A 22666-nucleotide genomic window follows, 5' to 3' on the forward strand; every position below is an offset into this window, starting at 1 on the left:
GGGAGAGGGCTAGGGTGAGGGCAGTCCACTGACACACCTCACATATCCGGATTCACCCACCCCGGCTTCACTTCCTCCGACGCCGCTTTCGCGAGCAGGCTCACTCCTACACGGATTGACGCGAATACCGGGGAAACCCTTAGGTTCGCTGCTAATGCGGCATTTCTCCTTGGGTCACTGATGGCCTTTTGGTAGAGTCGCCGTCGCCAGCGGGTTTTCGGCTGGACGATGGAACCGAAGAAGGGAGTCTTATCAGTGAGTCCGGGCAAAAAAATCCTCGGTCTCACGGCGTCGCTTTTGCTGCTGACGCTGTGGGCCAGTTACTTTTATGTATTCAAGGAAAACCGCAACGGCCAGCTCGGCAGTGTCGGCGAAAGCACCGCGTGGTGCGGCACACCTCCGACCAGCGAAGCGGCGTTGCTGGGCAAGGATCAACTGACCTTGCGCGTCACCAACAACCTGCGTGGCGAATTCATGGTCGGCGGTTCGGTGGTGGTCTCCGAACGCACCTTCAACCGCTACGACCTGGGCCGCAACGAACTGCGCCTGCGTCTGGAGCCGCTGCAATGGTCCTTCGGCGTCACGCCAATCTTCCTTGAGCAGGTCAAGGTGCAGCCGCTGAGCCGCAACCTCTCGTCCACCAACAAAAGCGCATTCGCCGAGCTTGAGCCACGGCCGATCGGCGTGCACGCCCAGACCGCCGCCTTCCCGTTCGACACCTATCGCTACGGTTACAAACCGGTGCTGTATTACCTCAAGGGCAGCGAGCGCGTCGACCTGCGCTTCAAGAACATCACCACCCTGATGGAGATGTCCAACACCTTCACGCCGATCCAGAAGTACAACCGCGCCGATTACATCAACGAAAAAAACTCGATGATCCGCGACGAGGATTACAAACCTTACGGGGCGCACGAATGCGCGTTCAGCGTCGAGCGCAAAGGTTCGTTCAAGGTCGTGGTGTTGTTGCTGCTGCTGGTGCTGTGCCTACCGCTGATGCTGGTGTTCTACCGCGATGAGCCGGGAATCGACTTTCTCGCGACGCTGGTGGGAATTGCGGTGGTGCGCACATTGCTGATCGGGCCGGTGGAGGATTTCCAGCTGTACAACATCGACTTTCTGTTCGGTGCGGCGATTTTGCTGGCAGGGACGGTGTCGCTGGTCAAAGCGATGCGCGCCAACAGCCGGCGGGAGATGGCGCTGCGCAGTGGAGAGACATCGTCCTGGTAATACCGGTTGGCGAGGCACTCGCGCTGTCGGATGTGAACTTTGTAATTGGCCATCGCATTTGCCGGGGTTTTGGCTATACCTGTATCTCCCCTATGCAAAATGTCTTGGCCTTCTCAAAGGAATTACAGCATGAAGCTAGCCGTCATGATGGGCACGCTGTGCATTGCCACCCTCGGCGTGGTGGGTTGCTCCAGCAAAACCGTCGAGCCTGACCAGTATTCCGGCTTTCTCAAGGATTACAGCCAACTGAAGGAGGCCAAGTCACCTTCAGGTGCCGAGGTGATGCGCTGGATGGACCCGAAACTCGACATCAACAAATTCACCAGCGTTTACGTGGAACCGAGCCAGCTGTATCCAAAGCCGCAAGCCACCGAGAAAATCCCCCAGCAGACGCTCAATGGCATCACGAGTTATTACGATCAGGCGCTCAAGCGCGAACTCGGCGAGTCGCTGCCGTTGGCCGCAGGCCCCGGGCCGGGTGTGATCGTGGTACGGCCGGCGATTACCGCGGTCAGCAGCAAGACCGAGGGGCTGCAAGTCTATGAGGTGATCCCGATTGCACTGGTGGCCGCAGCGGTGAGCACGGCCAGCGGTATCCGCGACCAGGAAACCACGCTGGCGACCGAGGCGGTGTTCATGGACGGCGCGACCAATCAGGTCATCGCGCAGGTGGTGCGCAAGGGCACCGGCAAACCGCTGGAAAACGCTTCCCAGGTGATGAAAGCCGATGACATGAAAGCGGTGATCGATGGCTGGGCGAGCGACCTGCACCAGTCGTATTTGAAACTGAAGTCGGAAGCCAAATGATGCCGCGGGGCTGATGGCCTCTTCGTGAGCAGGCTCACTCCCACAGGGATTGGTGCCGGGGTCGGGACTATCGGTACGACACCGGACAGTGTGGGAGCGAGCCTGCTCGCGAAGGAGGCTTGTCATGCATCAACCATTTCAGCTTTTTTTCGCCTGCTCGCGAATCCGATCTTCCTGCTCGTGCAACTCCGGCGTCAGTAACTCGCCAAAATCCTCAGCCGAAATATAAATCCGCTTTTCTGTAGGAGTGAGCCTGCTCGCGATAGCGTCGTGTCAGCCAATGTAGATGGCACTGATAGACCGCTATCGCGAGCAGGCTCACTCCTACAGGGGATCTCTAGCGGGTTGTATACAATCGTGTGGGCCAGCACCCAACAATTTCCAACAGGGCATAGGTCGTCAGCCGATTTCGTGGTTAACTTCCGCTTCTTGCACGCTTTCCAATCACCCATCAGAAGGACTCAAGTCATGGCTCAAGTCACCCTCAAAGGCAATCCGGTTCAAGTCAACGGCCAGTTGCCACAAGCCGGTTCCAAGGCGCCAGCCTTTTCCCTGGTAGCCGGCAATCTGTCCGACGTCACCCTGCAAGACTTCGCCGGCAAGCGCAAAATCCTCAACATCTTCCCAAGCGTCGACACCCCGACCTGCGCCACTTCCGTGCGCAAGTTCAACGCTCAGGCCAACGACATCAGCAACACCGTGGTGCTGTGCATTTCCGCTGACCTGCCGTTCGCCCAGGCACGCTTCTGCGGCGCCGAGGGTCTGGAAAACGTACAGAACCTGTCGACCCTGCGCGGCCGCGAGTTCATCGAAAACTACGGCGTCGCCATTGCTGACGGCCCGCTGAAAGGCCTGACCGCTCGCGCGGTTGTGGTGCTGGATGAAAACGACAACGTCCTGCACAGCGAGCTGGTCAAGGAAATCGCTGAAGAGCCTAACTACGAAGCGGCACTGTCCGTTCTCAAGTAAGGCTTTTACAATTGTTAACGGCCTGGCCCTGTCCAGGCCGTTTTCATTTGTGTATCAGGGTTTTGCCTTACACCTTGAAACGTAAGTGGAAGGTAAATTGCCGGTAAAGCTGCTTTGCTTAAATCCACTCAGTGCTTATCGTTCAGCCTCCCGTAATAGAAGCCCACGCGCCCAATGGTCAATAACTCCATGCAATCGTCCCCCCGCAAGTCCCGTCGCTGGCTGATCAGCCTGCTTGTCCTGTTGGTGATCGCCGTCCTGTGCTGGAAATTCTGGCCCGCCGGCTCTGCTGACAAGGCGGGCGGCGACAAGGCGACGGCCGGGCATACCGGGCGCTCGGGGATGGCGCGCCCAGGTTTCAGCGGGGGTACCGGGCCGATTCCAGTGCGCGTGGCGCCGGCGGTGAAAGGCGACTTTCCGCTGTATTACAAGGCGCTGGGCACGGTCACGGCGCTGAACACCATCAATGTTCGCAGCCGGGTGGGCGGTGAACTGGTCAAGATCCATTTCGAAGAAGGCCAGATGGTCAAGGCGGGCGACTTGCTGGCCGAGATCGATCCGCGTCCTTACCAGAACGCCTTGCTCCAGGCTGAAGGCACGCTGCTGCAGAACCAGGCCCAGCTGAAAAACGCTCAGGTCGACGTCGAGCGCTATCGCGGTCTGTATAAAGAAGACAGCATCGCCAAACAGACCCTCGACACCGCCGAAGCGCTGGTCGGCCAGTACCTGGGCACGGTCAAGACCAATCAGGCGGCGGTCAACGACGCCAAGCTCAATCTCGAATTCACCAAGATCCGCGCGCCGATTGCCGGCCGCGTCGGTCTGCGTCAGGTCGACGTCGGCAACCTCGTCGCGGCCAACGACACCACCTTCCTCGCAGTGATCACCCAGACGCAACCGATCAGCGTTGCCTTCACCTTGCCGGAAAACAGCCTCGACACCGTGCTGGCCCGTTACCGCAGCGGCGCCAGGCTGCCTGCCGAAGCCTGGGACCGTGGCGACACCAAGTTGCAGGCCACCGGCGTGCTGCAAAGCCTCGACAACCAGATCGACGTGGCTACCGGCACGCTCAAGTTCAAGGCCCGCTACGATAACCGCGACCAGTCGCTGTTTCCCAACCAGTTCGTCAACGTCCACCTGCTCGCTGACACGCTGAAAGGCGTGGTGCTGGCACCGTCGGCAGCGATTCAGTTCGGCACCAACGGCACCTTTGTCTATGCGCTGGACGGCGACAAGAAAGTCACCATTCGCCAACTGAAAATCGGTGCCAGCGACGGTGACAATACTGTGGTCACCGAAGGTCTCGCCGCTGGCGATCGCGTGGTGCTCGAAGGCACCGACCGCCTGAAGGAGGGCAGCGAAGTCGAAGTGGTCAATGACAGCAGCGAAGTGCCGACCTCGCCGACCGAACACCTGCAAGGCAAGTCCGCCGCCAATCCGGACGCGACCAGCGCTGACAAGGCCAAGAAGGGCGCATGAACATCTCGCGGCTGTTCATCCTCCGTCCGGTAGCCACCACCCTGAGCATGCTGGCCATTGTTCTGGCCGGCCTGATCGCTTATCGCCTGCTGCCGGTTTCGGCCTTGCCGCAGGTCGATTACCCAACCATCCGCGTCATGACCCTGTACCCGGGCGCCAGCCCTGACGTCATGACCAGCGCCGTCACCGCGCCGCTTGAACGCCAGTTCGGGCAAATGCCCGGTCTCACGCAAATGGCTTCGACCAGCTCCGGCGGCGCTTCGGTGCTGACCCTGCGTTTCAGCCTCGACATCAACATGGACGTCGCCGAACAGCAGGTGCAGGCCGCGATCAACGCTGCGACCAACCTGCTGCCGACCGACCTGCCGGCGCCGCCGGTGTACAACAAGGTCAACCCGGCGGACACCCCGGTGCTGACCCTGGCCATCACCTCGAAAACCATGTTGCTGCCCAAGCTCAACGATCTGGTCGATACGCGCATGGCGCAGAAAATCGCCCAGATCAGCGGCGTCGGCATGGTCAGCATTGCCGGCGGTCAGCGTCAGGCCGTGCGGATCAAGGTCAACCCCGAAGCGCTGGCGGCCAACAGCCTCAATCTGTCGGACGTGCGCACGCTGATCGGCGCTTCCAACGTCAACCAGCCGAAAGGCAACTTCGATGGCCCGACCCGGGTGTCGATGCTCGATGCCAACGACCAGCTGACCTCGCCCGAGGACTACGCCAACCTGATCCTGACCTACAAAAACGGCGCGCCGTTGCGGCTCAAGGACGTCGCGGAAATCGTCGATGGTGCTGAAAACGAACGTCTCGCCGCGTGGGCCAACCAGAATCAGGCGGTGCTGCTGAACATCCAGCGTCAGCCCGGTGCCAACGTCATCGAAGTGGTCGACCGCATCAAGGCCTTGCTGCCGAGCATCACCGACAACCTGCCGGCCGGCCTCGATGTCACTGTGCTGACGGATCGCACCCAGACCATCCGCGCCTCGGTCACCGATGTGCAACACGAACTGCTGATCGCCATCGCGCTGGTGGTCATGGTCACGTTCCTGTTTCTGCGCCGCGCCAGTGCGACGATCATCCCGTCAGTGGCCGTGCCGCTGTCGCTGATCGGCACCTTCGGCGTGATGTACCTCGCCGGGTTCTCGGTGAACAACCTGACCCTGATGGCGCTGACCATTGCCACCGGTTTCGTGGTCGACGACGCCATCGTCATGCTCGAGAATATTTCGCGCTTCATCGAGGAGGGCGACAGTCCGATGCAGGCCGCGCTCAAGGGCGCGAAACAGATCGGTTTCACTCTGATTTCCCTGACCCTGTCGCTGATCGCCGTACTGATTCCGCTGCTGTTCATGGCCGACGTGGTGGGGCGCCTGTTCCGCGAATTCGCCATCACCCTGGCCGTGGCGATCCTGATCTCCCTGGTCGTGTCGCTGACCCTGACGCCGATGATGTGCGCGCGCCTGCTCAAGCGTGAACCGCAAGAACACGAGCAGGGCCGGTTCTATCGTGCCAGCGGTGCGTTCATCGACTGGATGATCAACGAATACGGACGGATGCTGCGCTGGGTGCTCAAGCATCAGCCGCTGACCTTGCTGGTCGCGATCGGCACACTGGCGTTGACCGTGTTTCTTTATGTGATCGTGCCGAAGGGCTTTTTTCCGGTGCAGGACACCGGGGTGATTCAGGGCATTTCCGAAGCACCGCAGTCGATATCCTTCGCGGCGATGGGCGAGCGCCAGCAGCAACTGGCGAAGATCATTCTCGAAGATCCTGCGGTGCAGAGTCTGTCGTCCTACATTGGTGTCGACGGCGACAACGCTACGCTCAATAGCGGCCGTTTGCTGATCAACCTCAAGCCCCATAGCGAACGTGATCTGAGCGCCGGTGAAGTGATCACGCGCCTGCAACCGCAACTGGACAAACTGGTCGGCATTCGGCTGTTCATGCAGCCGGTACAGGACCTGACCATCGAGGATCGGGTCAGCCGCACCCAGTACCAGTTCAGCATGTCGTCGCCGGATTCCGAACTGCTCAGCCAGTGGAGCGGTCGTCTGGTCGAGGCGTTGGCGCAGCGGCCGGAGTTGACCGACGTTGCCAGTGATCTGCAGGACAAAGGCTTGCAGGTCTATCTGGTGATCGACCGCGACGCCGCTTCGCGCCTTGGCGTGTCGGTGGCGAACATCACCGATGCGCTGTACGACGCGTTTGGCCAACGACAGATTTCGACCATTTACACTCAGGCCAGCCAGTACCGCGTGGTGCTGCAAGCCCAGGCGGGGGAGAAGATCGGCCCGCAGGCGCTGGATCAGATTCACGTCAAGACCACCGATGGCGCGCAGGTACGCCTGTCGAGTCTGGCGCACGTCGAAGAGCGTCAGGCGCAATTGGCGATCACTCACATCGGCCAGTTCCCGGCGGTGATGATGTCGTTCAACCTCGCACCCGGCGTGGCGTTGGGGCATGCCGTAGACATCATCGAGCAGGTGCAGCAGGACATCGGCATGCCGGTCGGCGTGCAGACTCAGTTTCAGGGCGCGGCGCAGGCGTTCCAGGCGTCGCTGTCGAGCACCTTGCTGCTGATTCTGGCGGCGGTGGTGACCATGTACATCGTGCTTGGCGTGCTCTACGAGAGCTATATCCATCCGATCACCATTCTCTCGACCTTGCCGTCCGCCGCGGTGGGTGCCTTGCTGGCGTTGCTGCTCAGCGGCAACGATCTGGGGATGATCGCGATCATCGGCATCATCCTGCTGATCGGTATCGTCAAGAAGAACGCGATCATGATGATCGACTTCGCCCTCGACGCCGAACGTACCCAGGGCATGGCCCCGGCGGAGGCGATCTATCAAGCGGCGCTGCTGCGCTTCCGGCCAATCCTGATGACCACACTGGCGGCGTTGTTTGGCGCGGTGCCACTGATGCTGGCCACCGGTTCCGGGGCTGAGTTGCGTCAGCCGTTGGGTCTGGTGATGGTTGGCGGTTTGCTGGTGAGCCAGGTGTTGACGCTGTTCACCACGCCAGTGATCTACCTGTACTTCGACCGCCTCGGAAGGCGCTTTGGCAAGGCCAAGGCTGATGGTGAAGAGGTCGCGGTATGACTGGCGGAACGCAAAACTTGTGTAGGAGTGAGCCTGCTCGCGATGAGGCCGGCACCTGCACCATCACGGTAGACAGACACACCGCTATCGCGAGCAGGCTCACTCCTACAGGGGATTCGCGTGAAGTTGGGGATCGCGTTCGATGAATCTTTCAGGCCCTTTCATCAAACGCCCCGTGGCAACCATGCTGCTCTCCCTGGCAATCATGTTGCTCGGCGGTGTCAGTTTCGGTCTCTTGCCGGTATCGCCTTTGCCGCAGATGGATTTCCCGGTGATCGTCGTTCAGGCCAGTCTGCCGGGCGCCAGTCCCGAGGTGATGGCTTCGACGGTGGCGACGCCGCTGGAGCGGTCGTTCGGTGCGATTGCCGGCGTCAACACCATGAGTAGCCGCTCCAGTCAGGGTTCGACGCGGGTCATTCTGCAATTCGACCTCGACCGCGACATCAATGGCGCGGCGCGGGAAGTGCAGGCGGCGATCAATGCCTCGCGCAATCTGCTGCCAAGCGGGATGCGCAGCATGCCGACCTATAAAAAGGTCAACCCGTCGCAGGCGCCAATCATGGTGCTGTCGCTGACTTCGGATGTGCTGGAAAAGGGCCAGCTCTACGACCTGGCCTCGACCATTCTTTCGCAAAGCCTTTCACAGGTGCAGGGTGTCGGTGAAGTGCAGATCGGCGGCAGTTCGCTGCCGGCGGTGCGCATCGAACTTGAGCCGCAGGCGCTGAACCAGTACGGCGTGGCCCTCGACGATGTGCGCAAGACCATCGCTGACGCCAACGTGCGCCGGCCCAAGGGCTCGGTCGAGGACGGTCAGCGTTTGTGGCAGATCCAGGCCAACGACCAGTTGGAGAAAGCCAAGGATTACGAGTCGCTGATCATTCACTACGCCGACGGCGCCGCGCTGCGTCTCAAGGACGTGGCGAAAGTCAGCGATGGCGTCGAAGACCGTTACAACAGCGGTTTCTTCAACGATGACGCGGCGGTTTTGTTGGTGATCAACCGTCAGGCCGGCGCCAACATCATCGAGACGGTCAACGAGATCAAGGCGCAATTGCCCGCCCTGCAAGCGGTGCTGCCGGCCAGCGTCAAACTCAATCTGGCCATGGATCGCTCGCCGGTGATCAAGGCCACGCTGCACGAAGCCGAGATGACCTTGCTGATCGCCGTCGCCCTGGTGGTGTTGGTGGTGTACCTGTTTCTCGGTAACTTCCGCGCCTCGCTGATCCCGACCCTGGCGGTGCCGGTGTCACTGGTCGGCACGTTTGCAGTGATGTACCTCTACGGTTTCTCGCTGAACAACCTGTCGCTGATGGCCCTGATTCTGGCCACCGGTCTGGTGGTGGACGACGCCATTGTGGTGCTGGAAAACATTTCCCGGCACATCGACGAAGGCGTGAAACCGATGCAGGCCGCGTATCTCGGCGCCAAGGAAGTCGGCTTCACCCTGTTGTCGATGAACGTCTCGCTGGTGGCGGTGTTTCTGTCGATCCTGTTCATGGGCGGGCTGGTCGAAAGCCTGTTTCGCGAATTCTCCATCACCCTGGCGGCGGCAATTGTGGTGTCGCTGGTGGTTTCCCTCACACTGACTCCGATGCTCTGCGCGCGCTGGCTCAAGCCACACACGCCAGGGCAGGAAAACCGTCTGCAACGCTGGAGTCAGAAGACCAACGACTGGATGGTCGGCAAATACGCCACCAGCCTCGACTGGGTGTTGCGTCATCGGCGTCTGACCTTGCTCAGCCTGCTGCTCACCGTTGGCGTCAACGTTGCGCTTTATATCGTGGTGCCGAAAACCTTTCTGCCGCAGCAGGACACCGGCCAGTTGATCGGATTTGTGCGCGGCGACGACGGTTTGTCGTTCAACGTCATGCAGCCAAAAATGGAAACCTTCCGCCGCGCCGTGCTCAAGGATGAAGCGGTGGAAAGCGTGGCCGGGTTCATTGGCGGCAACAACGGCACCAACAACGCTTTCATGATCGTGCGCCTGAAACCGATCAAGGAGCGCCAGCTGTCGGCGCAGAAAGTCATCGAGCGTCTGCGCAAGGAAATGCCCAAGGTGCCCGGGGCGCAGTTGATGCTGATGGCCGACCAGGACCTGCAATTTGGCGGCGGCCGCGAGCAGACCAGTTCGCAGTACACCTATATCCTGCAAAGCGGCGACCTCGCCGAGCTGCGCAAGTGGTTTCCGAAAGTAGTCACCGCGTTGCGAGCCTTGCCCGAGCTGACCGCCATCGATGCCCGCGAAGGTGCCGGGGCGCAGCAGGTGACGTTGATTGTTGACCGGGATCAGGCCAAACGCCTCGGGGTCGATATGAACATGGTCACCGCCGTGCTCAACAACGCCTACAGCCAGCGGCAGATTTCGACGATCTACGACAGCCTCAACCAGTATCAGGTGGTGATGGAGGTCAACCCGAAATACGCCCAGGATCCGGTGACACTCAAGCAGGTCGAGGTGATTACCGCTGACGGCGCGCGGGTGCCGCTGTCGACGTTCGCCCATTACGAAAACAGTCTGGAAAACGACCGGGTCAGCCACGAAGGCCAGTTTGCTTCCGAGAGCATTTCCTTTGATATGGCCGAAGGCGTGACCGTGGAGCAGGGCAGTGCTGCCATCGAACGTGCGATCGCCAAAGTCGGCCTGCCGGAAGATGTCATCGCGAAAATGGCCGGCACCGCTGATGCCTTTGCGGCCACACAGAAGAGCCAGCCGTTCATGATCCTTGGTGCGTTGCTGGCGGTGTATCTGGTGCTCGGTGTGCTGTATGAAAGTTACATTCATCCGCTGACCATTCTCTCGACCTTGCCCTCGGCCGGCGTCGGCGCGTTGCTGTCTATCTATGCACTCGGTGGCGAGTTCAGCCTGATTTCCCTGCTGGGAATATTCCTGCTGATCGGCGTGGTGAAGAAAAACGCCATTCTGATGATCGACCTCGCGCTGCAACTGGAGCGGCATCAGGGCCTGTCGCCCCTGGATTCGATTCGCAGCGCCTGCCTGCAACGCCTGCGGCCGATCCTGATGACTACGCTGGCGGCGATCCTCGGCGCCTTGCCGCTGCTGCTCGGCCGCGCCGAGGGGGCGGAAATGCGCCAGCCGCTGGGCCTGACCATCATTGGCGGCCTGGTGTTCAGCCAGGTCCTGACCCTTTACACCACCCCGGTGGTTTACCTCTATCTCGACAAGCTGCGCCATCGCTTCAACAAATGGCGTGGCGTGCGCACTGATGCCGCTCTGGAAACTCCGCTATGACTGACCGTTCGCTTATCCAATTGGCCACCGCACGCGGCTCGCGCCTGTTGAGCCTGTCGTTGTGCGTGGCGCTGCTCAGCGCTTGCGCCGTCGGCCCGGACTACCAGCGTCCGCAAACCGCCGAAATCGCTCAGTTCAAGGAAGCCGAAGGCTGGCGTCAGGCCAACCCGAGCGACTCGCTGGCTCGCGGTGCCTGGTGGGAGTTGTACGGCGATCAGCAGCTCAACGCCTTGATCGAGAAACTCAACAGCGCCAACCAGACCGTCGCCCAGTCCGAAGCGCAGTTCCGTCAGGCGCAGGCTCTGGTGCGCAGTGCGCGCGGGGCGTTTTACCCGAGCGTCGACCTGAGTCTGGGCAAGAACCGTTCGAGTCAGGGCACCGGCAGCAGCAGTTCGAGCCTGAGCAGTTCCTCAAGCGGTATTCGTGACACTTATAACGCGCAACTGGGCGTCAGTTGGGAAGCCGACGTGTGGGGCAAGCTGCGCCGTGGGCTGGAGGCCGATGAGGCCAATGCCCAGGCGAGTTTTGCCGATCTGGCGGCGATGCGTCTGAGCCAGCAATCGGAACTGGTGCAGAATTACCTGCAACTGCGGGTCATCGATCAGCAGAAGCGCCTGCTCGAGGCCACCGTGGCCGCGTACGAACGCTCGCTGAAAATGACCCAGAACCAGTATCGCGCCGGGGTTTCCGGGCGCGATGCGGTGGCGCAGGCGCAAACCCAGTTGAAAAGCACCCAGGCTGATCTGGTCGATCTGATCTGGCAGCGCGCACAGTTTGAAAACGCCATCGCGGTGCTCACCGGCGAAGCGCCAGCGAACTTCAGCATCGCCGAAAGCCAGAGCATCCCGAACCTGCCGCAAGTACCGCTGAGCCTGCCTTCGCAGCTGCTGGAACGCCGTCCCGACATCGCTGCGGCCGAGCGCTCGGTGATCGCCGCCAACGCCAACGTCGGCGTGGCGAAAGCTGCGTATTACCCGGACCTGACCCTGAGTCTGAGCGGCGGCTACAGCAGCAGCACGTCGAAAAACCTGATCAGCCTGCCGAACCGTTTCTGGTCGGTCGGCCCGCAGCTGTCGTTGCCGTTGTTCGACGGCGGCATTCGTTCCGCCGAGGTCGACCGCAGCGAAGCGGCCTATGACGAAACGGTCGCCCGCTACCGCCAGACCGTGCTCGACGGCTTCCGAGAGGTGGAAAACTACCTGGTCCAGCTCAAGGTGTATGAAGACGAAGCAGCGGTGCGCCAGGAAGCACTGGACGCCGCGCGCGATTCCCTGCGCCTCACCGAAAACCAGTACAAGGCCGGCCTGATCGCCTATATCGACGTGGTGGTGGTGCAGGCCACGGCGCTGAGCAACGAACGCAGTGTGCTGAATATCCTGCAGAACCGACTGATCGCCAGCGTGCAACTGATTGCCGCTCTCGGCGGCGGTTGGGACGGCCAACTCGACGTCAGCGACAACCGCTGAACGTGTAGGAGGGAGCCTGCTCGCGAAAGCGGTGGGTCAGTCGAGTGAGATGTTGGATGTGCTGACGTCATCGCGAGCAGGCTCGCTCCTACAGGGGATCTGTGCCTGGCGCGGGATTACCGGTAACACAGGCCAATGTAGGAGTGAGCCTGCTCGCGATAGCGGTAAGTCAGCCAGCACATCATTGACTGACCCACCGGCTTCGCGAGCAGGCTCGCTCCCACAGGGGTGAGCTTAAAGCCCACCCCAGAGCCTTGTAGGCCGATCGAACAAGCGTTTCATCGGCTTGATGGCAATTTGGTTACTTTGTCAGTGCGTTCTTCTGCGCAATCAGTACAATCGCCGCATTTGCCCGACCGAGAATGGAAGCAGTACGGTTTCGGCTCGTTACGAGAACGTCCATGCTCATCGGCAGTTACTCCTTCACTCTGGTTCTCATCTCGTTGTGCGTGGCCATTCTGGCTTCCTACACGGCGCTCGATCTCACCGGGCGCATCGCCACGGCGAAAGGCCGGGCCGTGCATTTCTGGACGGCGGGCGGGGCGTTGGCGATGGGCGTTGGCGTGTGGTCGATGCATTTCATCGGCATGCTCGCCTTCAAATTACCGATCGACCTGGGCTATGACTTCGCCCTGACCGCGTTGTCGTTATTGATTGCGGTGCTCTCTTGCGGCTTTGCCTTATGGCTGGTCAGCCAGCCGAAGCTGCCACTGGCGCAACTGGCTTTCGGCGCCTTGATCATGGGGGCGGGCATCAGCGCCATGCATTACACCGGCATGGCCGCGCTGCGCATGGCCCCGGGCATCGATTACGACCCGACGTTGTTCAGTGCCTCTTTGCTGATTGCCGTCGGCGCTTCGGCAGCGGCGTTGTGGATTGCCTTTCGGTTGCGTCAGCAGTCGCCCTATGTGCGACTGATTCGCGCCGGCGCGGCGGTGATCATGGGTGTGGCGATTGTCGGCATGCATTACACCGGCATGGCGGCGGCGCAATTTCCCGATGGCAGTTTCTGCGGCGCGACGCTCAATGGTTTGAAGGGCAACGGTCTCGACAGTCTGGTGGTGGTCACTACGCTGGCGGTGCTGTCGATTGCCTTGCTGACCTCGATTCTCGACGCCCGTCTCGAAGCGCGCACCGCTGATCTGGCGCACTCCCTGACCGTAGCCAACCGCGAACTCACCCAATTGGCCTTGCACGATCCGCTCACCGGCCTGCCGAACCGCATGCTGCTCGATGACCGGATCAATCAGGCGATCAGAAAAGTCGAGGAACAAGGCGGCTGCTTCGCCTTGATGTTCATTGATCTCGACGGCTTCAAACCGGTCAACGACGCGTTCGGCCATCACATGGGCGACCAGTTGCTGCGCGAAGTCGGCGTGCGCCTGCGTGAAGACTTGCGCAGCCAGGACACTTTGGCGCGGATCGGTGGCGATGAATTTGTCCTGCTCGTGCGGCTGAGCGAGCGCAACGATGCTCTGGGTCTGGCCGCACGCCAGGTGGGCCTGATCGGCCGCACGTTCCGCGTTGCCGAACATGACCTGCAGATTTCCGCCAGTGTCGGCATTGCTTTGTATCCGGGCAACGGTGACAACGCTCAAGAGTTGCTGATGAACGCCGACGCGGCGATGTACCACGCCAAGGGCGGCGGCAAGAACGGCTACAGCTTCTTCGATGCGTCGATGAACACCAACGCGCGCAAACAATTGCAACTGTTGCAGGACCTGCGCGCGGCCATCGAGCACAACCAGTTCTGCCTGCATTACCAGCCGAAATTCGACGCCGCCAACGGTCGCCCGGTCGGTGCCGAAGCGCTGCTGCGCTGGGCGCATCCACTGCATGGCATGTTGATGCCGGACAAGTTCATCGATCTGGCGGAGAAAACCGGGCTGATCATCCCGATGGGCGAATGGGTGCTCAACGAAGCCTGCCGACAGATGCGCGAGTGGTACGTGCTCGGTTACACCGACTGGCGCATTGCCGTGAACCTCTCGGCATTGCAGTTCTGCCATGCCGGGCTGGTGCAAAGTGTGGCCAAAGCCTTGGCGACCCACCATTTGCCGGCTAACAGCCTGACCCTGGAAATCACTGAAACCACCGCCATGAGCGACGCTGACGCGAGCATGACCGTGCTGCAAGAGCTGTCGGACATGGGCGTCGACCTGTCGATCGACGACTTCGGCACCGGTTATTCCAGCCTTATGTACCTCAAACGCCTGCCAGCCAATGAGTTGAAGATCGACCGTGGTTTCGTCCGGGATCTGGAGCACGACAGCGATGACGCTGCGATCGTTTCGGCGATCGTCGCGCTGGGACAGGCCTTGGACTTGCGGATTGTCGCCGAGGGCGTCGAGACCGGCGCGCAGCAGGATTTCCTGACCAAATTGGGCTGTGATTCGCTGCAGGGCTATCTGCTCGGCCACCCGATGCCGGCGGAGCGCTTCATGCAGGACGTCGTGCGCGGGCAAAGGCTGGCGGTGGTCTGAGACCACAGACAGATCTGCCGACAAGACTGTTTGTGGCGGGGGAGCTTGCTCCCGCTGGGTGCGTAGCGCCCTCAGAATTTTGTGAGCGCTGCGCACTCAAGCGGGAGCAAGCTCCCTCGCCACAATGTCGTGAACCTGCAGACGGGATCAAGATTCGGTCCATTGGCACAGCCCATGCAAAACCCGTCATTCGCAGTTATTCTTGGCCTCGACTGTTACGTGTGCACGTGGGAGAAGGCCAGCATGGATAAAGTCATTGTCATCACCGGTGGCGGGCGCGGAATCGGCGCTGCCACGGCTTTGTTGGCAGCCGCACAGGGCTACCGGATCTGCATCAACTATCAGTCGGATGAACAGGCCGCACACAGCGTGCTCGAGCAGGTTCGAGCCTTGGGTGCCCAGGCCATTGCGGTTCGCGCCGATGTCAGTATCGAAGACGAAGTGATCGCGATGTTTCAGCGCGTCGACAGTGAGCTGGGCCGGGTCACCGCACTGGTCAACAACGCCGGCACCGTGGGCCAGAAGTCGCGGGTCGACGAAATGTCCGAATTCCGCATCCTCAAAATCATGAAAACCAACGTCCTGGCGCCGATCCTCTGCGCCAAACACGCGATCCTGCGCATGTCGCCCAAACATGGCGGGCAGGGCGGGAGTATCGTCAACGTCTCCTCAGTCGCCGCACGGCTCGGTTCGCCGAACGAGTACGTCGATTACGCCGCGTCCAAAGGTGCGCTGGACACGTTCACGGTGGGTCTGTCCAAGGAAGTCGCCGGCGAGGGGATTCGCGTTAATGCCGTGCGTCCGGGCTACATCTATACCGACTTCCATGCCTTGAGCGGCGATCCGGATCGGGTCAGCAAGCTTGAGTCGGCGATTCCCATGGCCCGGGGCGGGCGGCCGGATGAAGTGGCCGAGGCGATTGTCTGGTTGCTGTCGGACAAGGCTTCGTATGCGACCGGGACGTTTGTTGATTTGGGGGGTGGGCGCTAGGGCTTTGGGTTTGTGTTGTCTGGTTTGGCGCCATCGCGAGCAGGCTCACTCCTACAAGGGAATCGCATTTCAAATGTAGGAGTGAGCCTGCTCGCGATAGCGATGGCCCGGCCAACACATAATCATCAAAACGACCGCACAATCCGCCCCAACGTCTCCATGGCCTTCTCCGATTCCTCGGTCCACGGGCTGCCGTAGTTCAAGCGAATACAATTCCTGAAGCGCTGGGTCGGCGAGAAAATCGGCCCCGGCGCGATGCTGATGCCTTGTGCCAACGCCATTTGAAACAATTTCAGCGAATCCATCTGCTCCGGTAATTCCAGCCACAGAAAATAGCCGCCCGCCGGTTGGCTGACACGGGTCTGCGCCGGGAAGTAACGGGCAATCGCTGCGAGCATCGCGCGCTGCTGTTCTTCCAGGGCATAACGCAGCTTGCGCAGGTGCCGATCGTAGCCGCCGTGTTGCAGATAGTCGGCGATCGCCGCTTGCGCCGGCATCGACGCGCACAGCGAGGTCATCAACTTCAGCCGTTCGACTTTCTGCGCATAACGCCCGGCGGCGACCCAGCCAACGCGATAGCCGGGGGCGAGGCTCTTGGCGAACGAGCCGCAATGCATGACCAGTCCTTCGGTGTCGAAGGCCTTGGCCGGTTTCGGCGCCTGCTGACCGTAATAGAGTTCGGCGTAGACATCGTCCTCGATCAACGGCACCTGATGCTGACGCAGCAGTTCGACCAGTTCCTGTTTTTTCGCCTCGGGCATGCTCGCGCCCATCGGATTCTGGAAACTGGTCATGCACCAGCAGGCCTTGATCGGATGACGTTCCAGGGTTTGCGCGAGCACGCCAAGGTCGATGCCGTCACGCGGGTGCACGGGGATTTCCACCGCTTTGAGCTTCAGACGCTCGAGCACTTGCAGGCTGGCGTAGAACGCCGGGGCCTCGATGGCCACCAGATCACCGGGTTCGGTCACCGCTTGCAGGCACAGGTTCAGCGCTTCGAGCGCGCCGTTGGTGATGAGCAATTCTTCCATCGGCAGCATCAGCCCGCCGACCATGTAGCGCAGGGCAATCTGCCGGCGCAGTTGCGGGTTGCCCGGCGACATATCGGTGACGACCATGCGCGGATCCATCTCCCGCGCGGCGCTCGCCAGGGAGCGCGACAGACGCTGCAGCGGGAACAGGGTCGGACTGGGGAATGCCGAGCCGAACGGCACGGTATTCGGGTCCTTGATCGAGTCGAGTACCGAGAACACCAGTTCGCTGACGTCGACTTCGGTGGATTCGTTGACCTGGCTGCTGATGACCGGCTCGGAGAACGTGTTCGGCGTATGGGCGTTGACGAAGTACCCGGAACGCGGCCGGGCGCGGATCAGGCCGCGGCGTTCGAGCAGGTAATAGGCCTGGAACACCGTCGACGGGCTGACCCCGTAAGTCTGGCTGGCATAGCGCACCGACGGTACGCGCTGGCCGGGACCGAGCACGCCGGAGCGAATCAGTTCAGCGATGTCATCGGCGAATTTTTCGTAGCGTTTCATCGGTGGGCCTTGGTGGACTTCATTTTGTGGGGTGTCAGGGAAAGAGCCCTCACCCTAGCCCTCTCCCAGAGGGAGAGGGGACTGATTGGGGGATGCTGATGAAATACGCCGAGACCTGACAGTGCTTTGCCGAATCCATAATCGACTCGGTCTTTCAGGTCGATGCATAGCGACAGACACTTAGGTCGGCTCCCTCTCCCTCCGGGAGAGGGCTGGGGTGAGGGCAGCAATGCCGGCTCCTCAACGATTCATCGGCGCCACAAACCGGCTCTTCGCCACGCTGTAAACCTGCGGCTGGTCACTGTCTTCAATCCTGAAACTCAACGTCTGCGAACTACTGGACGGGCGCTCTGAAGTCATCGCCACCGACACCGGCACATCGACAATCTCTCCCGGCGCCAGGCTCAGTTGCGTTTTGCCCTGCAATTCAAACCCATCGCTATCCACCAGACTCAACCGGTACTCCTGGCGCTGCTGAGTCTTGTTGATCACCTTGAGCGAGTAGATATTCTCGATCTGCCCCTGAGCATTCTCACGAAACAACCCGCGATCCTTGGTCACGTCCAGTGACACCATCGGACGCTCGATCAAGGCCAGCACCAACGCTCCAATCATCACCACCAGCACCGCCGTGTAGCCAATCAGACGCGGACGCAGCAGATGGGTCTTGCCGCCCTGCAGTTCGCGCTCGGAACTGTAGCGGATCAAGCCGCGCGGGTAATGCATTTTGTCCATGATCGAGTCGCAGGCATCGATGCACGCCGCGCAGCCGATGCATTCCATTTGCAAACCGTCGCGGATGTCGATGCCGGTAGGGCAGACCTGCACGCACAACTGGCAGTCGATGCAGTCGCCCAGGCCTGCTTCCACCGGGCGCACGTCACGCTTGCGCGGGCCACGGTTTTCGCCACGGGCGGCGTCGTAGGCAATGGTCAGCGTGTCCTTGTCGAACATCACACTCTGGAATCGCGCATACGGACACATGTGCATGCACACCGCTTCGCGCAGCCAACCGGCGTTGATGTAGGTGGCGGCAGCGAAAAACAGCACCCAGAACAGGCTGACGCCACCGATTTGCAGGGTCAGCAGTTCTTCGGCCAATGGCCGGATAGGAGTGAAGTAACCCACGAAGGTCAGGCCGGTCATCACGCTGATTGCCAGCCACAGCGTGTGCTTGGCCGCGCGGCGCGCCAGTTTGTTGAGACCCCACGGCGCGGCTTGCAGTTTGATCCGCTGGTTGCGCTCGCCTTCGGTGATCTTCTCGCACCACATGAAGATCCAGGTCCACGAACTCTGCGGGCAGGTGTAACCGCACCATACCCGCCCGGCGAACACGGTAATCGCGAACAGACCGAACGCGGCGATGATCAGCAGCGCCGAAAGCAGAATGAAATCCTGCGGCCAGAATGTCGCGCCGAAGATGTGGAATTTGCTTTCCGACAAATCCCACAGCACCGCCTGGCGGCCGCCCCAGTTGAGCCAGACAGTGCCGAAGAACAACGCAAACAGAAACCCGGCGCCGCTGATGCGCAAGTTGCGGAACAGACCGGTGAAACTGCGGGTGTGGATCTGCTTGTCGCTGGATTGGGCAATTGCCCTCAGCGGGCGCGCGGGGACGTTTTTTATCGTCGGCGATGCTTCTACGGTTCGGACGGGGATTTGCTCGCTCATGGTCGTTCGCTCATCAGCCTCCATCAGGCCGATGCACTATGGGCGCCGATCTGTTCGCAGAACAGATTCAGGTCTGGCAATAAAAAGCGGATCAGATGAGTTTTGGTACAAGGCCTGCGACAACTTGAAGCATCAGGCCGGGCGCGGCGCAAACGCCTGACGCAGGCATTTGCGCCGAGTATTGAGCGAGATCAGTCAAACCACCGAATCAGTGTCATCAGCCTTCAGGTGTTTGCGCCCGTCCTTGGCCCCGGCGACGGTCAAGGCGTCAGCCTCGGCTTCAGTGATGTAGGTGCGTTTACCCTCGATGTCCACGTACGACATGGCTTTTTCGCTATCGGTCATGACTTCGAGGGTGTCGCAGATGCGGATTTCCTCGCCGTGTTCGACGGTGAAAAAACACACTTTCTGCTCAGGGTTGGATTCATCGATTCGCACGGGCATGTCGGCAGTCCTTTTTTGCAGGGAGGTCTGCACATTAGGACGCGCAGCGTGCCGATCGTTCTGCGCAACCGATTAATGGTCGCCGTTGTCCATCGCTTATCGAACCAATAACAAGGGAAGCACGATGGAAGACTGGTGGGATGAAGTGTGGGCAACGATGCAAGCCGAATTTGCCGACATCGGTGATGCCTCGCAATTGACGCGGATCACCGTACGTCTGGTGATGGCGGCATTACTCGGTGGGATTCTCGGATTTGAGCGTGAACATAAAGGCAAGGCCGCCGGGGTGCGCACGCACATGCTGGTGGCCTTGGGGGCAGCGCTGTTTGTTCTGGTGCCGCAGACCTCGGGCGCGGAATCCGATGCGATGAGTCGCGTGTTGCAGGGTGTGATTGCCGGGATCGGCTTCCTCGGCGCCGGCACGATTCTGAAAAATCAGCAGGGCGATGAAGCTCATGTCAAAGGCCTGACCACAGCTGCCGGTTTATGGATGACGGCGGCGATCGGCGTGGCGGCGGGGCTGGGCAAGGAAGCGACGGCATTGCTCAGCACCATCCTGGCGCTGGCGATCTTCAATGTGATGCCGCACGTGGTGAGAGTGTTCGAAAAGGATGTCGACAAGAACGACCACCTCTAGCCAATCGCTCGGTCCCGTGTAGGAGCTGCCGAAGGCGGCGATCTTTTGATTTGCAGCGCGGCAAAAATAGATCGCAGCCTTCGGCAGCTCCTACAGGGATGGCAGAGAGACGTGCAGGGGTCAGAGGATCACCGGTGGCATGGTGCTCGGCGGTTCTTCCTTAGGCGGTGGCGTGGTGCCGGGCGGTTCTTGCTCGGGCACCGGTGGCGGCTCGGTCTCGGGCAGGGTGGGTTTGTCGATGTTCGGATCGGGCGTGTGGGCCGGGATCGGGATGCTCATCTGGTGACCTCCTTATGGCACATGGCGTGAGACGTGCTTAAGTGAGTTGACCCGGCCACGGCAAATTCGATCCGCAGCTTTGTCTTGTTAATTTCATCTGAACTTTTCCCCGCGCCGGTTGCTCGGAACCTAAGTGAGTTCATGACAGGGCCGGCGCTTTGTCGCGAATACTGTTCCGGCACAAGAGCGTCCTTGGGGCGTTAAGGAGAGATGCTCAATGACTGCTGAAAGACCTTCAGAGCTGAGTTACAACCCGCACATGCCGCTGTCGCAGGCATTACTGCTGCCACGTATCGTTATCGAAAACACCATGCCGACCCTCGACGGCGGCCAGTTTGCCGTCAAGTCGATTGCCGGGCGCGAAGTGGTGGTGACCAGCAAGGTGTTTGCCGACGGCCATGACAAGCTCGCCGTTCGCATCCGCTGGCGCGAGGAAGGCCAGGAAACCTGGCAGACCGAGGTCATGTCCGATCAGGGCAACAACACCTGGCAAGGCCAGTTCCGTCCCGAGGAGCAGGGCCGCTATCTATATTGCATCGAAGCGTGGATCGACCATTTCGCCAGCTTCCAGTACGAACTGGAGAAGAAGCACAACGCTGCGGTGCCGGTGTCTCTGGAGCTGCAGGAAGGCCGGACCATGGTGCAACAGGCCGCCGAGCGCAGCGAAGGTCAGCTCAGCGAGCAGCTGGCGGCGCTGCACCATGAATTGTCCGGCCTGCTCGAAACCGAGCAGGTCGCGCTGTTTCTGCACTCGCGCAGTGCGGATTTGATGGCTCAGGCCGACCACCGCGCCTATCTGAGCATCAGCGCAGAATTTCCCATGGACGTCGAGCGCGAACTCGCCGAGTTCGCTAGTTGGTACGAGCTGTTTCCGCGCTCGATTACCGACGATCCCAAGCGACACGGCACGTTCAACGACGTCCACTCGCGCCTGCCGATGATTCAGGACATGGGCTTCGACGTGCTTTATTTCACGCCTATCCACCCCATCGGCCGCGCCCACCGCAAGGGCCGCAACAACTCCCTCACCGCCGGGCCGGACGATCCAGGCAGCCCGTACGCGATCGGCAGCGAGGAGGGCGGTCACGAGGCGATTCACTCGCAGCTCGGCACCCGTGAAGATTTCCGCCGGTTGGTGGCTGCTGCTGCCGATCATGGGCTGGAAATCGCTCTCGACTTCGCCATCCAGTGTTCCCAGGATCACCCGTGGCTCAAGGAACATCCGGGATGGTTCAACTGGCGCCCGGACGGCACGATCAAATACGCCGAAAACCCGCCGAAGAAATACCAGGACATCGTCAACGTCGACTTCTACGCGCCGGATGCGATTCCGAGCCTGTGGGTCGAGTTGCGCGACATTGTCGTCGGCTGGGTCAAGGAGGGCGTAAAAATCTTCCGCGTCGACAACCCGCACACCAAACCGCTGCCGTTCTGGCAATGGCTGATTGCCGATGTGCGCACGCTGTATCCGGAAGTGATCTTCCTCGCCGAGGCCTTCACCACGCCGGCGATGATGGCGCGTCTGGGCAAGGTCGGTTACTCGCAGAGCTACACCTATTTCACCTGGCGCAATACTAAGGCCGAACTGGCGGAGTATTTCACCGAGCTGAATCAGTCGCCGTGGCGCGAATGCTACCGGCCGAATTTCTTCGTCAACACCCCGGACATCAACCCGGCGTTCCTGCACGAGTCAGGCCGTCCCGGTTTCCTCATCCGTGCGGCCTTGGCAACGATGGGCTCGGGGCTGTGGGGTATGTATTCGGGTTTTGAGCTGTGCGAATCGGCGCCGGTGCCGGGCAAAGAGGAATATCTGGATTCGGAGAAGTATGAAATCCGCGTCCGCGATTTCACCGCCCCGGGCAACATCATTGCCGAGATCGCCCAGCTCAACCGTATTCGTCGGCAGAACCCGGCGCTGCATACGCATCTGGGCCTGAAAATCTACAACGCCTGGAACGACAACATTCTGTACTTCGGCAAGCGCAGCGCTGATGGCAGCAACTTCATTCTGGTCGCAGTGAGCCTCGACCCGCATAACGTGCAGGAAGCGAATTTCGAACTGCCGTTGTGGGAAATGGGCCTGCCGGACGACGCCACCACCCACGGCGAAGACCTGATGAACGGCCATCGCTGGGACTGGCACGGCAAGTACCAGTTCATGCGCATCGACCCGGCGTATCAGCCGTTCGGGATTTGGCGGATCAGCGCTACGTAGTAAATGGCGCACCTGTGGCGAGGGAGTTGCTCCCGCTCGACTGCACAGCAGTCGCAAAGCCCGCAGGCGCCGTAAGTTCGTATCAATGCATTGGGGGTTGCTTCGCAACCCAG

At 60.7% G+C, this 22666-nt stretch carries 15 protein-coding genes; 11 read left to right on the forward strand and 4 right to left on the reverse strand.

The features are described 5' to 3' along the window. The first annotated feature begins 255 nt into the window (after positions 1-255). The 9 genes from BLU71_RS07735 (at position 256) to BLU71_RS07775 (ending at position 15772) form a co-directional block, all read left to right on the forward strand. Positions 256-1230, forward strand: coding sequence for a hypothetical protein (locus tag BLU71_RS07735; protein WP_065617272.1), 975 nt, complete (start codon positions 256-258; stop codon positions 1228-1230). Positions 1231-1359: 129 nt separating this feature from the next. Further along, positions 1360-2037: a DUF3313 domain-containing protein gene (locus tag BLU71_RS07740; protein WP_065617273.1), complete on the forward strand. Its 678-nt coding sequence runs from the start codon at positions 1360-1362 to the stop codon at positions 2035-2037. A gap of 468 nt (positions 2038-2505) precedes the next feature. Beyond that, positions 2506-3006 (forward strand): thiol peroxidase, encoded by a 501-nt coding sequence (gene tpx / locus BLU71_RS07745; RefSeq protein WP_083352729.1) that lies wholly within the window; start codon positions 2506-2508, stop codon positions 3004-3006. A 174-nt stretch (positions 3007-3180) separates the two neighbouring features. Continuing rightward, a complete protein-coding gene (locus BLU71_RS07750; protein WP_083352730.1) occupies positions 3181-4485 on the forward strand; it encodes an MdtA/MuxA family multidrug efflux RND transporter periplasmic adaptor subunit in 1305 nt (434 codons plus the stop codon). Next, positions 4482-7583 carry an MdtB/MuxB family multidrug efflux RND transporter permease subunit gene (locus BLU71_RS07755; protein WP_042609850.1) on the forward strand — a complete coding sequence of 1034 codons (3102 nt, stop codon included), beginning with the start codon at positions 4482-4484 and terminating at the stop codon, positions 7581-7583. Before BLU71_RS07750 ends, BLU71_RS07755 begins: the two co-directional genes overlap by 4 nt. 142 nt (positions 7584-7725) lie before the next feature. After that, positions 7726-10833 carry an efflux RND transporter permease subunit gene (locus tag BLU71_RS07760; RefSeq protein ID WP_083352731.1) on the forward strand — a complete coding sequence of 1036 codons (3108 nt, stop codon included), beginning with the start codon at positions 7726-7728 and terminating at the stop codon, positions 10831-10833. After that, the gene (locus BLU71_RS07765; RefSeq protein WP_083352732.1) at positions 10830-12299 is read left to right on the forward strand and encodes an efflux transporter outer membrane subunit; all 1470 of its coding nucleotides are present in this window, start codon (positions 10830-10832) and stop codon (positions 12297-12299) included. Before BLU71_RS07760 ends, BLU71_RS07765 begins: the two co-directional genes overlap by 4 nt. Before the next feature lie 401 nt (positions 12300-12700). Then, a complete protein-coding gene (locus tag BLU71_RS07770; RefSeq protein ID WP_083352733.1) occupies positions 12701-14782 on the forward strand; it encodes a putative bifunctional diguanylate cyclase/phosphodiesterase in 2082 nt (693 codons plus the stop codon). Between the two features lie 243 nt (positions 14783-15025). After that, complete coding sequence (locus tag BLU71_RS07775; RefSeq protein WP_064362173.1) at positions 15026-15772, forward strand: SDR family oxidoreductase; 747 nt, start codon at positions 15026-15028, stop codon at positions 15770-15772. A 125-nt stretch (positions 15773-15897) separates the two neighbouring features. On the opposite strand, the gene mapR is transcribed toward BLU71_RS07775, so the two are convergent. The 3 genes from mapR to BLU71_RS07790 all read right to left on the reverse strand — a co-directional run bounded on the left by mapR (position 15898) and on the right by BLU71_RS07790 (position 19422). Then, the gene (gene mapR, locus BLU71_RS07780; RefSeq protein ID WP_042609855.1) at positions 15898-17307 is read right to left on the reverse strand and encodes a GntR family transcriptional regulator MpaR; all 1410 of its coding nucleotides are present in this window, start codon (positions 17305-17307) and stop codon (positions 15898-15900) included. A 240-nt stretch (positions 17308-17547) separates the two neighbouring features. Then, a complete protein-coding gene (gene ccoG / locus BLU71_RS07785) occupies positions 17548-18978 on the reverse strand; it encodes a cytochrome c oxidase accessory protein CcoG (protein WP_083352734.1) in 1431 nt (476 codons plus the stop codon). 195 nt (positions 18979-19173) lie between these two features. Beyond that, entirely contained in the window at positions 19174-19422 is a 249-nt protein-coding gene (locus BLU71_RS07790) for a DUF3203 family protein (protein ID WP_065617279.1), read from the reverse strand. A 124-nt stretch (positions 19423-19546) separates the two neighbouring features. Between BLU71_RS07790 and BLU71_RS07795 the strand changes: the two genes are divergently transcribed. After that, entirely contained in the window at positions 19547-20059 is a 513-nt protein-coding gene (locus tag BLU71_RS07795; RefSeq protein ID WP_042609858.1) for an MgtC/SapB family protein, read from the forward strand. A gap of 120 nt (positions 20060-20179) precedes the next feature. Here BLU71_RS07795 and BLU71_RS27470 read toward each other — a convergent pair whose 3' ends face one another. Beyond that, positions 20180-20338: a hypothetical protein gene (locus tag BLU71_RS27470; RefSeq protein ID WP_165839195.1), complete on the reverse strand. Its 159-nt coding sequence runs from the start codon at positions 20336-20338 to the stop codon at positions 20180-20182. Between the two features lie 217 nt (positions 20339-20555). Between BLU71_RS27470 and BLU71_RS07800 the strand changes: the two genes are divergently transcribed. Then, the gene (locus BLU71_RS07800; RefSeq protein ID WP_064362180.1) at positions 20556-22553 is read left to right on the forward strand and encodes an alpha-1,4-glucan--maltose-1-phosphate maltosyltransferase; all 1998 of its coding nucleotides are present in this window, start codon (positions 20556-20558) and stop codon (positions 22551-22553) included. Positions 22554-22666: the final 113 nt, after the last annotated feature.

This window comes from Pseudomonas moraviensis (assembly GCF_900105805.1).
Taxonomy (GTDB): Bacteria; Pseudomonadota; Gammaproteobacteria; order Pseudomonadales; family Pseudomonadaceae; genus Aquipseudomonas; species Aquipseudomonas moraviensis_A.